Source organism: Microbispora sp. NPDC004025 (assembly GCF_053604425.1).
The window spans coordinates 265,231-277,569 of sequence record NZ_JBSGHN010000013.1 but is presented as its reverse complement, the minus strand read 5'-3'; the positions used below and the strand labels follow the sequence as shown (position 1 = coordinate 277,569).

General features: G+C 70.2%; 10 protein-coding genes. 6 read left to right on the top strand and 4 right to left on the bottom strand.

Features of this window, described 5'->3' with window-relative positions:
* The first annotated feature begins 272 nt into the window (after window positions 1–272).
* The 4 genes from purS to purL all read left to right on the top strand — a co-directional run bounded on the left by purS (window position 273) and on the right by purL (window position 4,340).
* On the top strand, window positions 273–518 hold the full coding sequence (gene purS, locus ACWEQG_RS29215; RefSeq protein WP_452289572.1) for a phosphoribosylformylglycinamidine synthase subunit PurS: 246 nt from the start codon (window positions 273–275) through the stop codon (window positions 516–518).
* 174 nt (window positions 519–692) lie between these two features.
* On the top strand, window positions 693–1,142 hold the full coding sequence (locus tag ACWEQG_RS29210; protein WP_169981829.1) for an ATP-binding protein: 450 nt from the start codon (window positions 693–695) through the stop codon (window positions 1,140–1,142).
* A gap of 172 nt (window positions 1,143–1,314) precedes the next feature.
* Complete coding sequence (purQ, locus tag ACWEQG_RS29205; RefSeq protein ID WP_452289570.1) at window positions 1,315–1,998, top strand: phosphoribosylformylglycinamidine synthase subunit PurQ; 684 nt, start codon at window positions 1,315–1,317, stop codon at window positions 1,996–1,998.
* An 86-nt stretch (window positions 1,999–2,084) separates the two neighbouring features.
* Window positions 2,085–4,340 carry a phosphoribosylformylglycinamidine synthase subunit PurL gene (purL, locus tag ACWEQG_RS29200; RefSeq protein ID WP_452289568.1) on the top strand — a complete coding sequence of 752 codons (2,256 nt, stop codon included), beginning with the start codon at window positions 2,085–2,087 and terminating at the stop codon, window positions 4,338–4,340.
* A gap of 64 nt (window positions 4,341–4,404) precedes the next feature.
* Here the strand turns inward: purL and ACWEQG_RS29195 are convergent, their stop codons facing one another.
* On the bottom strand, window positions 4,405–6,513 hold the full coding sequence (locus ACWEQG_RS29195; RefSeq protein ID WP_452289567.1) for a M6 family metalloprotease domain-containing protein: 2,109 nt from the start codon (window positions 6,511–6,513) through the stop codon (window positions 4,405–4,407).
* 108 nt (window positions 6,514–6,621) lie between these two features.
* On the opposite strand from ACWEQG_RS29195, the gene ACWEQG_RS29190 reads away from it, so the two are divergent.
* Window positions 6,622–7,782 carry a PucR family transcriptional regulator gene (locus ACWEQG_RS29190; RefSeq protein ID WP_452289565.1) on the top strand — a complete coding sequence of 387 codons (1,161 nt, stop codon included), beginning with the start codon at window positions 6,622–6,624 and terminating at the stop codon, window positions 7,780–7,782.
* Between the two features lie 253 nt (window positions 7,783–8,035).
* Here the strand turns inward: ACWEQG_RS29190 and ACWEQG_RS29185 are convergent, their stop codons facing one another.
* Window positions 8,036–8,959, bottom strand: a complete 924-nt coding sequence (locus tag ACWEQG_RS29185) for a hypothetical protein (RefSeq protein ID WP_452289563.1) — start codon at window positions 8,957–8,959, stop codon at window positions 8,036–8,038.
* Between the two features lie 200 nt (window positions 8,960–9,159).
* Window positions 9,160–9,948 carry a hypothetical protein gene (locus tag ACWEQG_RS29180; RefSeq protein WP_452289561.1) on the bottom strand — a complete coding sequence of 263 codons (789 nt, stop codon included), beginning with the start codon at window positions 9,946–9,948 and terminating at the stop codon, window positions 9,160–9,162.
* Window positions 9,949–10,188: 240 nt separating this feature from the next.
* Here ACWEQG_RS29180 and ACWEQG_RS29175 point away from each other — a divergent pair, with 240 nt between their 5' ends.
* The gene (locus ACWEQG_RS29175; protein ID WP_363462472.1) at window positions 10,189–11,640 is read left to right on the top strand and encodes an MFS transporter; all 1,452 of its coding nucleotides are present in this window, start codon (window positions 10,189–10,191) and stop codon (window positions 11,638–11,640) included.
* Here the strand turns inward: ACWEQG_RS29175 and ACWEQG_RS29170 are convergent.
* On the bottom strand, window positions 11,547–12,242 hold the full coding sequence (locus ACWEQG_RS29170; RefSeq protein ID WP_452289559.1) for a TetR family transcriptional regulator: 696 nt from the start codon (window positions 12,240–12,242) through the stop codon (window positions 11,547–11,549). The genes ACWEQG_RS29175 and ACWEQG_RS29170 overlap by 94 nt on opposite strands.
* Between the last annotated feature and the right edge of the window lie 97 nt (window positions 12,243–12,339).

Below are 12,339 nucleotides of genomic sequence, written 5' to 3'. Positions count from 1 at the left end.
CTCGCGGGTGGGGTCACCCCCGCAGGAAGGCCGGGTCGTCTGGCGTACGGCCGCTGGGGTGGGCGACCGGGCGCATATGTGGACATCGTGGCAGAAGTCACACCCCTTAGCGCAAGACCTCGCCCGTCTGTCCACACTTCTCCGATTCCCGGACCGTGAGACGCCACACCCGCCGGTGCCGGGGCCACAGGGGGCGCGGCGGCGGGGCGGCACTAGGCTTGACCCAGGCGGACCCCCGAAACCGGCGGGCCTATTCGAACTGGAGGAACATCGTGGCGCGCGTCATCGTCGACGTCATGCTCAAGCCGGAGATCCTCGACCCGCAGGGCCAGGCGATCGCCCGGGCGCTGCCGCGACTCGGCTTCTCCGGGGTCGCCGGGGTGCGGCAGGGCAAGCGGTTCGAGCTGGAGCTGGACGGCCCGGCCGACGAGGCCGCACTTTCGGAAGTCCGAAAGATGGCCGAAACCCTGCTCGCCAACACGGTCATCGAGGACTTCACGATCCACGTCGCGCAGTGAAGTGGCGCATTTCACACCACTATTCCCGCTGCTTATCAACCCCTAATCGGGCTTCGGTCCCTCTCGAACCCACCTATACGGCACGCCCTGATTAACAGGGACGTGATTTTGCGGTTAGCCCTGATTCATCGGGGAAACCTACCTTGGTGACCTTCGACACCGGGGAGGGGTCCGGTGGATATTGAGTTCTCACTGGCGATGCCACGGGATGCGATCGGCATCCCGATGGTCCGCCGGGTGGTGGGAGACGCGCTCCGGTCTCTCGGAGTGACCGAGGAGTGCGTGTCCGACATACTCCTGGCGACGTCCGAGGCGTGCGCCAACGCGGTACGGCACGGTGGCCCTGCCAACCGTTACGAGGTCATGGCCACCATTGGCAACGGCCGCTGCGAGTTGCGCGTCGCCGACGAAGGCGAGGGGCTGCACATGATTCCCCGGCAATATCCGCCGGCGGAGACCGAGAACGGACGGGGCATCCTGATCATGCGCGCCGTCGTGGACGATCTCTCGTTCGACATCACGCCCGGGCGCGGCACCACTGTGCGCCTGTGCAAGGAGCTCGACTGGGACGAGGACGCCATCGCCCATCACCTCACCCTCGATCGGCACCTCGCCGGGGTCTGAGGATCCCGGGCGACACCCCGCGCCGGGCGCTCGGGACCCCCGGTGTGACGGGTGATCGGGAATGGCCTCCGCGAGGGAGCCGATTTGGCGGCTCCGATACCCTGAGGTGTACCGCTACTGACCGCCGTCCGGCACATGAGACGGTGGCGTGCGCCTTGGAGGGAATACTGTCATGAGCGCTGCCCGGGTGGGCGTCGTCACCTTTCCCGGAACACTCGACGACCAGGACGCCGCGCGAGCCGTACGGCTGGCCGGAGCGGAGGCCGTGCCGCTGTGGCACGCCGACCACGACCTCAAGGGAGTCGACGCCGTCTTCCTGCCCGGCGGGTTCTCCTACGGCGACTATCTTCGCTGCGGAGCGATCTCCCGGTTCTCCCCTCTCATGACCGAGCTGATCCCGGCCGCCCAGGCCGGGCTGCCCGTGCTCGGCACCTGCAACGGCTTCCAGATCCTCTGCGAGGCGCACCTGCTGCCGGGCGCGCTCACCCGTAACGAGGGCCTCCACTACATCTGCCGCGACCAGCGCATCCGCGTGGAGAGCACGCGTACGGCATGGACGGCGGACTTCACCGACGGCCAGGAGATCGTGCTGCCGATCAAGCACGGCGAGGGCCGATACGTCGCCGACACCGACACGCTCTCGGCGCTGGAGAGCGAGGGCCGGGTGGTCTTCCGCTACGCCGGCGGCAACCCGAACGGCTCGCTCAACGACATCGCGGGCATCACCAACGAGGCCGGGAACATCGTCGGCCTCATGCCCCACCCGGAGCACGCGGTCGAGGACCTGACCGGCGCGCCCAGCGTGGACGGCCGCCACTTCTTCACTTCGATCCTGAAGAGACTGGTGAACGCATGACCGGGAGCGAACCCGCCGCAGCGAGCGGAGTGTCGGGCCGAGGAACGAGGGACGCCGCGGAGCGAACGAGAAGCGGTGAGCGACCCATGAACACCGACTCCGTGAGGCGCGCGCTGGAGACGCCGGACGAGCGCCAGCCGTACGCCGAGCTGGGCATGAAGGACGACGAGTACCAGCGCGTACGCGAGATCCTCGGGCGCCGCCCGACCAGCTCCGAGCTGGCCATCTACTCGGTGATGTGGAGCGAGCACTGCTCCTACAAGTCGTCGAAGGTGCACCTGCGGCAGTTCGGGACCAAGGCGCCCGAGTCGGAGGCCCTCCTCGTCGGCATGGGTGAGAACGCCGGCGTGGTCGACATCGGCGACGGCTGGGCCGCCACCTTCAAGATCGAGTCGCACAACCATCCGTCGTACGTCGAGCCGCACCAGGGCGCGGCGACCGGCGTCGGCGGCATCGTGCGCGACATCATGTCGATGGGCGCCCGGCCCGTCGCGGTCATGGACGCGCTGCGCTTCGGCGGGGCCGACCAGCCCGACACGCGCCGGGTGCTGCCCGGGGTCGTCGAGGGGATCAGCCACTACGGCAACTGCCTCGGCCTGCCCAACATCGGCGGCGAGGTCGCCTTCGACCCCTGCTACATCGGCAACCCGCTGGTCAACGCCCTGTGCGTCGGCCTGCTGCGCAAGGACCAGATCAAGCTCGCCACCGCCCCCGGGCCGGGCAACAAGGTCGTGCTGTTCGGCGCGCGGACCGGCGCGGACGGCATCGGCGGCGCGTCGGTGCTGGCGTCGGCCACCTTCGAGGACGAGTCGCAGGCCAAGCGGCCCGCCGTGCAGGTGGGCGACCCGTTCATGGAGAAGCTGCTGATCGAGTGCTGCCTGGAGCTGTACCAGGCGGACGTGGTCGTCGGCATCCAGGACCTCGGCGCGGCCGGGGTGTCCTGCGCCACGACCGAGCTGGCCGCCAAGGGCACCGGCGGCATGGAGGTCGACCTCAACCTCGTCCCGCTGCGCGATCCCACGCTGCGGCCCGAGGAGATCCTCATGAGCGAGTCGCAGGAGCGCATGATGGCGGTCGTCACGCCCGACGACATCCCCGCCTTCATGGCGATCTGCGACAAGTGGGACGTGCCGGCGACCGTGATCGGTGAGGTCACCGACACCGGCAGGCTCGTCATGACGTGGGACGGCGAAGTGATCGTCGACATCCCGCCGGGCACGGCCGCCGACGAGGGCCCGGTCTACGAGCGTCCGTTCCACGAGCCCGCCGGGCAGGCGGCGCTCAACGCCGACGGCCCCGAGCGCCTGCCCCGGCCCGAGGACCTGCGGGAGACGTTGCTCACCCTGCTCGGCTCGCCCAACCTCGGGTCCAAGGAATGGGTGACCTCCCAGTACGACCGGTACGTCCGGGGCAACACGGTCCTCGCCCAGCCCGCCGACGCCGGCATGCTGCGGATCTCCGAGGTCATGCCCGGCGCCCAGGAGACCACCCGGGGCATCGCGCTCGCCACCGACGGCAACGGCCGCTACGCGAAGCTCGATCCGTACACGGGAGCCCAGCTCGCGCTGGCGGAGGCGTACCGCAACGTGGCGGTGACCGGCGCGAAGCCGCTCGCCGTCACCAACTGCCTCAACTTCGGCTCGCCGGAGGACCCCGAGGTCATGTGGCAGTTCTCCGAGGCCGTACGCGGGCTCGCCGACGCCTGCCGGACCCTCGGCGTCCCGGTGACCGGCGGCAACGTGTCGTTCTACAACCAGACGGGCTCGACCGCGATCAACCCGACGCCGGTGGTCGGCGTACTCGGCGTGATCGACGACGTGGCCCAGCGGGTCAGGTCCGGCTTCACCGCCCCCGGCCTGCGCGTCCTGCTGCTGGGCGAGACCCGCGAGGAGTTCGGCGGGTCGGAGTGGGCGCACGTCGTCCACGGCCACCTGGGCGGGCTGCCGCCGCAGGCGGACCTGGAGGCCGAGCGCGGCCTTGCGGCGGTGCTGACCGAGGCGGCGGCCCGCGGGCTGATCGAGGGCTCGCACGACCTGTCCGACGGCGGTCTCGCCGTCGGCCTGGCCGAGGCGTGCCTGGCCCAGGGCGTCGGCTGCACGGTGACCCTGCCGGGCGAGGACGCCTTCGTCGAGTTGTTCAGCGAGTCGGCCGCGCGGGCGCTGGTGTGCGTGCGGCCCGAGGCGTTCGACGCTCTCGCCGACCTGTGCGCCCGCCACGAGGTGCCCTGCTCCGGGCTCGGCCTCACCGGCGGCTCCGCGCTCACGGTCGAGGGCGTCCTCGACGTCCCGGTCGAGGAGCTTCGCGAGGTCCACGCGTCCGCGCTCCCGCGCTTCTTCGGCTGAGTTCTTGTGAACGAGGGCCCTTCCGGCCGGTCCGGAAGGGCCCTTCGCCTGTCATGCGGCCGGTCTACAGACCGATGACGTGGCACCTCGCCGTCGCGGTCCTGGCGGGGTCGCTCTCCGAGGTGGCCGTGAGCGTGACGGTGGCCAGGCGGCTGCCGCCGTCGGCACGTTGCGCGTGGACGGCGACGTCGTCGTGCTCGCCGAAGCCGATCGCGGTGAGGGCGTTCGGCGTGATCACCGACCAGCCCTTTCCTTCGACCTTCGCCTGCAGGCGGTAGACGTCGCTGTTCAGGTACTCGCCGGCGTCCTCGGGGTGCTGCCCCTGCGCGGGCGCCGCCTTTCCGGTGTTGAACAGCGGGAAGCGGCAGGTCGACACGCCCTTGGCGGCCGCGGGGATCCCGGCGCCGGGAAGCAGCTTCACGCCCCGCTTCTGCGGGCCCGACCCGTCGAGCGAGCGGACCGCGACCGTGTACGACAGCGTCCCGTCGCGGCCGCGATGCGGGTCGATGACGTAGAAGTGCAGGCGGTTGGCCTGGTCCACGTACTCGTACCGGCTGCCGGAGTCGGTGCCGGCGTGGAAGAGGGCGTCGGCGAGCTGCCGGTAGTCGCCGATCGTGATCGGGACCTTGGTGCCGTCGGGCAGCACGTAGTCGGTCATGCCGATGTCCTGCGGGTTGGCGTCGATCACCCACTCGAACGGCGCCCTGTCCTGGTCCTTGGTCTTGGCCAGCAGCACCCCGGCGTCGGGGGTGAACGAGTCGCTGCCCATCCGGTCGACGACCTCGACCGTGTAGTTGTCGTAGCCGCCGCCGTCGCACAGCGGGTCGGTCGCGGTGTTACACGAACCCGTGGACCTGTCGCCGGTGCCGAAGGCGATGTTCAGGCCCGTCAGGCCGTTCTCGCCCGGCTGGACGGCGCGGGCCGTGACGTCGGCGACGACGAGGCCCGACTGCGCGAGGGCGTCACGCGACAGGCGGAGGACGTGCCGCTCGTCCACCATGTTCAGCTTGATCTTGTTGCGCAGCATGTGCTGGGCGCCCATGGACGCGCCCGCCGTGGGCGGGATCAGCCAGCGGCTGTGCGGGCCCCCCGGGCCGTTGAAGCTGCCGCGGCTGAGCATCTCCCAGATGCCGGTGTACGCCCGGCGCATCGGCGTGCCGTACGGGTTGTTGTAGTTGTCCGCGATGCCCATGATGTGGCTGAACTCGTGGGCGAACGTCCCCATGCCGGAGCTCTCGGTCTGGACCGAGTCGACGCCGAAACGCGCGTTCGGCCAGAACGTCGAGCCCGCGGCCCACGACGTCCAGTCCACGTAGCGGGTCCTGGACCAGTTGGGCAGGTTCGGGTCCGGCGGGCCGAACTCGTCGGTGACGTCCTCCTTGGTGGGGAACTTCATCATGCCGAACTCCTGCCAGGTCGACGACTCGTCCTGGCCGGCGCTCAGGTAGAAGACGAAGTCGAACCGGCCCGCCACCTCCTGGCCGACGTCGTTCAGCCAGGCCGTGTTGCCGTCCGTACGCAGGTTCCTGGTGCAGTCGTCCCCCGCCGGGCAGGCGTCCCGCTGATACTCCATGCCGTACTCGTGCGACTTGCCCGGCATCGTGTAAGGGCCGAACGCGGTGAGATCGACGCCGTAACGGCCGCCGGAGTCCTCCATCCAGTACTCGTGCAGCGTGTGGCCCTTGTTCAGCTCGTTGGGGGTGTTGAGGAAGTCCTGGTAGAACTTGGCGACCCGGTCGCGGGGGATGTCGTGGGCCTCGGCGCTGGGGTTGCCGAAGACCGTCGAGTTCCGCGGCTGGGTGACCACGAACGGCTGGTTGGGATAGTCCACCAGCACGAGTGCGCCCTTGAAGGTGCGCGCGGAGCCCTTGACCGCCGGGTTCGCCCAGTCGGTGCCCGGGATCTTCCGGTAGTCCGCCCACGTCATGTGGTCGGGGTTCTTCCAGTTCTGCGGGTCGATCGGCGCCACGACCCGGGACGGGCGGCCGCGCAGGTTCTGCGCCTCGTCCGGCTGGTCGCGCTGCCAGGGCTGGGTCTGGGGCCAGTGATCACGACGCCAGGGAAGGTCGGGGTCCTCGCCGGGGGCCGCGGACGCGGGGGCCGCCGTCAGCGCGAGCGGGGCGAGCGCGATGGCCGCCACTATGCCCGGGAACAGCGTTTTTGAGAGTTTCACGAATTATGACGCTAACGCGACTATTGACGCAGATCATCGGTCACTTGTAGGGAAGACCAGCGGGCGCTTCCCCTACAGATGTCGAAGCGTCCAGGTGGAGGCCGAGTGATGGATCTGCAGCGAATCGTGGACGAGCTCGCCCTTCGCCTGGAAAGACCCCTGCTGCTCGAGGACGGCCGCCAGCGTGTCGTCGCCTACAGCGAGCAGGACGGGCCGATGGACGACGTCCGCCGCCAGTCGATCCTGCGCCGCCACACCACTCCCGACGTGCGCGACTTCCTGCGTTCGGCGGGCATCCACGAGGCGACCGAACCGCTGCGCACCCCCGGCGCACCGGAACTGGGCCTGCTGCCGCGCGTCTGCGTTCCCGTACGGCACGACGGCCTGCCGCTCGGCTTCCTCTGGTTCATCGACGCGGCCCCGGCCATGACCGAGCCGGAGATCGCGGTCGCGGCGGAGACGGCGCCCACCCTGGCCATGACCCTGTTCCACGAGAGCCTGGCCTCCGAACTCGCCTCGCGCCGCGAACTGGAGGCCGTCACCGGCCTGCTGCTCCGCGAGCCCGACGCCGACAGGACACTGATCGAGGCGGGCGCGTTCCCGCACGGCATGCCCGTGACCGTGGCGGTCGCCCGGCCCGCCGGCGGCGAGGCCGACGAGACCCTGCGGCTGACGCTGGAGCGCGGGCTGCTGGCCCTGCGGCGGCGCCTGGTCAGGCACCATCCCCTCCACCTGGTGCGCTACGACCACGCCGTCCTGCTCACCGCGGGCACCGGCGCCTTCCCCGAGGAGATGCACGCCGCCCTCGGGACGCCCGTCCTGGTCGGGATCGGCTCGCCCCGCCCCTCGCTCTCCCTCGCGGCCGAGTCGTACGAGGAGGCCCTGCACGCCGCCGAGATCGCCGCGAAGGTGCCGGAGTTCGGGCGCTCGGCCGAGTGGGGCCGTCTCGGCGTCTACCGCATGCTGGCCGGCATGCCGCACGGCAACCTCCACCCGGGGCTGGCACGGCTGCTGGACGAGGCCCAGCACCGGCCGCTGCTGGAGACTCTGGAGATCTACCTCGACCTCGCCGGCAACGCCCAGGCCGTCTCCCGCAGGCTCCGCCTGCACCGCACGTCGCTCTACTACCGGCTGCGGCGGGTGGAGGAACTGGCGGAGACCGACCTCAGGGACGGCGGAGAACGGCTGAGCCTGCATCTCAGCCTCAAACTCGCCCGCCTCTCCGGCCGCTACCGCCCCTCTCCCCTTCTCATCGATACCGAAAGCTGACTGGGACTCGCCGGAACGAACCGCCGCCCGGGAGGCCGGCCGCGAGCAACTACGGGCCGAGTTGCGCGGGCTCAACTGGCGGAGATGCGTTCCTACGTGGTGGCACTGGGAGGAAGGTCCCGGAGAACGACGAAGGCCCTCCCGGTAACCCCTCCGGAAGGGCCTTCGCAGTCGCCGTACACCAACGCCTCGTCGCGTACGGCAAGCATGGGCGGCGCGGCGGCGGAGCCCCACGGACTCCGCCGGCACGCCCTTAGGAGATCTTGGTGCAGATGGCGTACACGATGCCGTTTTCGCCGCCACCGCCACCGTTGCCCGTCAGCTCGACCCTCCAGCCGTTGCCGCTCATGTAGCTGCCCGTGACGGTCTTGCTCGAGCCGACCTTGTAGCCGCCGCCGGTGACCGTCTCACCCGCCGCGCAGGAGACGGACCCGCCGTTCCCCGAGATGAACTGGCTCGCCATCCGCGAGCTCAGGGTGGGGGCGTCACCGCCGGAACCGCCCTGGCCCTTGAGCCACTTCAGGAAGTCGGCCTCGTCCTTGGCACCGCAGGTGCCCTTCTTCCAGATCTCGCAGGCGCTCTTGCCGTCCTCGCCGGGCAGGCCGCGAGGACCGGTGTCACCCTTGGCACCCGCGGGACCGGCCGGACCCGCGGGGCCACGATCGCCCTCGGCGCCCTTGGGACCGGCGGGACCGCGATCGCCCTCGGCGCCCTTGGGACCGGTGTCGCCCTTGTCCCCCTTGGGGCCGGTAGCGCCGGTGTCGCCCTTGGGTCCCTCCGGTCCGCGTGCACCCGCCGGACCGGCGGGGCCTTGCGGGCCGGTCTCGCCCTTGTCGCCCTTCGCGCCCGTGTCGCCCTTCGGGCCCTGCGGGCCGCGCATGCCCTGGGGACCACGCAGACCCTGCGGACCCGCCGGGCCCTGCGGACCGGTGCCACCGATGCCCACCGGACCCTGCGGACCGGTCTTGTTCCACGACACCTTGGTCTCGGTCGTCTTGCACGTGGTGGTCGCGTTCACCAGGCGCATGTACCGCGTGCTCTTGTTCACACACGCGTAGAACACGGCGTCACTCGCCGACGAAGCGGTGGCGGCGCCACCTAAAACCAGGACCGACCCCGCCAGAGCACCAGCCGTCATCAGGCCGATGGTGCGTCCGCCCGGCAACTTGATAGCCACGGAACTTCCCTTTCTGAAGCGCACCAAGTGCGCAGAGCACGCATGTTATGCATGTGGTACACGCGCCACGTGTTATGCCGGTTGTCATGCCAAACATCACGTATGCGCATCTTCGCTACCAGTGAGTCCGGGCGGTCAGGAAATCGCGCCGGGGCGCGAGCATGGTGGAGCCCCCACGGACTCCACCACCTCTCGTCGCCTCAGTTGCCGCCGGTGGGGCTGGGAGTCCTCGTCTGGAGAGCCGGCGTCTTGTCCTCGGCCTTCTCGTCATCGCCACCGGCGCTGCGCGCGGCGGCGTTGCCGCCACCGCCGACGGTGGCGCAGATCACGTACGCGGTGCCCTTGGTCGAGGTGCCGCCGACCTGCCAGCCGGTGGGCTTGTTTCCGGAGACGATCGGACCGTTGGTGGTGATCTCCCCGATGACCTTCGTGCCGGTGTAGCCGCCGCCCGTCGCGTAGCCGCCGTCGCAGTTCAGCTTCGTCGTGCCACCGGTGATACCGAAGTTGAAGTCGGCCTGCTTGACGGTGATGCCGCCCACGCCCGAGTCGCCCTTCGGGCCCTGCGGACCGGCGGGGCCCTGCGGGCCGGTCTCACCCTTCGCGCCCGTGTCGCCCTTCGCACCCTGGGGACCCTGCGGACCCGCGGGACCCTGCGGGCCGGTGGCTCCCTTCGCACCCTGCGGACCGCGCATGCCCTGGGGACCACGCAGACCCTGCGGACCCGCCGGGCCCTGCGGACCGGTGCCGCCGATACCCACCGGACCCTGCGGACCGGTCTTGTTCCACGACACCTTGGTCTCGGTCGTCTTGCACGTGGTGGTCGCGTTCACCAGGCGCATGTACCGCGTGCTCTTGTTCACACACGCGTAGAACACGGCGTCACTCGCCGACGAAGCGGTGGCGGCGCCACCTAAAACCAGGACCGACCCCGCCAGAGCACCAGCCGTCATCAGGCCGATGGTGCGTCCGCCCGGCAACTTGATAGCCACGAAACTTCCCTTTCTGGAGCGCACCAAGTGCGCGGAAGAACAGAAGTGATGCATGTGATACACGCGCTATTGCATATGGGGGTTGTCACGTTAAACATCACGTATATGCATCTCCGCTATCAGTAAGCACGGATGGTCAAAAGCTCCCTTCTACGGGGAGCGCAGCCATCGGCGGCACATCTGTCCGGCGAGTGGTTGCGGGGACAATTGAGACGTACGGCGTACGCCAGAATCGACGGCATGGCCGACAACCCCCCGGAACCCGGCTCCGCCGAGCATGCGAACGCCCTCCGATACGCCTGGAGGGTCTGCTCCGTCACCGGGCTCGGCCTCGTGCTCATCGGGCTCAGTTCCAGCACACTGAACGTCGCTCTCCCCTCGGTCGTACGGCATTTCGAGGCCGGGCCGCTGGCGTCGAGCTGGATCCTGCTCGCGCACCTGCTGATCAGCACCGCGACGCTGGTGTTCTTCGGCCGCGTCGCGGACCTGCTCGGCAGGCGGGAGGTCTATCTCGTCGGCTTCGCCCTCTTCACCGGCGCGTCGCTGCTCGCCGGGATCGCGCCCGACGTCGGCGTCCTCATCGTCCTGCGGGCGGTCCAGGGACTCGGTGCGGCCATGATCCTCGCCAACGGCACGGTGATCGTCACCGCCGCCTTCCCGCCCGACAGGCTCAGCCAGGGGATGGGCGTCTACATGGCCACGCTCTCGGTGGCCCAGCTCGCCGGGCCGACCCTCGGCGGTCTGATCGCGGACACGCTCGGCTGGCGGTGGATCTTCTGGATCAACGTCCCGGCGGGGGTGGTCGCGCTCGCCTGGGGCGCGGCCGTGCTGCGGAGGGTCCCGGCCGGCCCCCGCCAGTCCGTGGACGCGCTGGGCAACCTGATCGTGTTCGCCGCCCTGTCGGCCGTACTGGTCGCGATCAGCCAGGGCGAGCCGTTGCCCGGCGTGGCCGCCGCCGCGCTCGTCCCCGCGCTGTTCGCGGTGGAGCGCAGGGCACGCAACCCGGTGCTCAACCTCACGTTGTTCGGCGGGCGCATGCTGCTGTGCGCCAACCTGGCGTCGTTCGCCAACGCGCTGGCGCGCTCGTCGCTGATCCTGCTCGCCGGGCTCTACTTCCAGGCCGCGCGCGGGGCCGACGCGCTGGCCGCCGGCGTCGCCGTGCTGCCGGTCCCCGTGGGCATGACCCTCGCCTCTCCGCTGGCGGGCGCGCTGGGCCGCAGGGTGAGCCCGTACGCGCTGTCGGTGGGAGGGTGCGCGCTCTCGGCGTCGGGGCTGCTCGTCCTCACGCTCGCGGCGGGCCCGGCCACGCCGTACTGGGTGATCGGCGCCGGGCTCTTCGTGTGCGGGTGCGGCAGCGGCGCCTTCCTCACCGGCAACACGACGCAGGTCATGGGCGCGCTGCCCGAGGCGAGCCGGGGGGTGGTGAACGGCTTCCGGCTGATGGTCATGAACGTCGGCGTAGTGCTCAGCGTCGCGACGACGCTGACCGTGCTGACCGCCTCGGTCGCGCCGGCGCTGCGGAACCAGGTCTACGCCGGGACGCTGTCACGGGTGTCCCCCGACGCGCTGCGACAGCTCATGGCGGGGTTCCACACCACCTATCTGGTGTTGTTCTGCGTCGCGCTGCTCGGCGTCCTCTTCGCGGCCATGGCCTCGACCCCGGACATCAGGAGATCCAGGCCGAACGCGTAGTAGGCGTCGAGGTCGGGCTCCTCCTCCATCGTCTTGGCGTATTCGACGATCCGGGGGAACTCGCCGGCGGGGAACTGTTCCAGGCGCAGCCGCCTCTGCCGGCGCCACTCGGCCGCCTCCGCGGCACTGAACGCCCCGGGGCAACCGGGCTCGTTGTCCACCAGCGCCATCGCGCCGTGCAGCAGGTAGGTGGAGACGGCGTAGCCCTCGCTCAGCGTGAACCCCGCCTGGGACAGCAGGTCGAGCGCGGTGTCGGTCGCCCGGCTGAAATTGGGCAGTTCCTGCTTCTCGACCATCGCGAACAGCCCCGGCATGTACCGGTGCCGCCGCATCACCCCGACCAGCGCCTCGACCATCGCCCGCAGCCGCAGGTTCCACGGCGCGGCCGGGTCGAACTCGGGAGTGACCTCGGCGAGCAGATGGTCGGCGAGGCAGACGAACAACTGGTCCTTGTTCTTGACGTGCCAGTACAGGGCCATCGGGGTGACCCCGAGCTCCTGGGCGAGCCGCCGCACCGTGACCGACTCCAGGCTCTCGGCGTCGGCCAGCTCGACGGCCTTCTCGACCAGACTCCGGCGGCTCAGCCGCTCCGCGTTCGCCATGGCCCGCAGCCTCCCTACCTCATCGGCACTTGACAACTATACGCCGTACAAGGTCTCCTATGCACCGTACATGTACGCCGTACATGTACCTCGTACA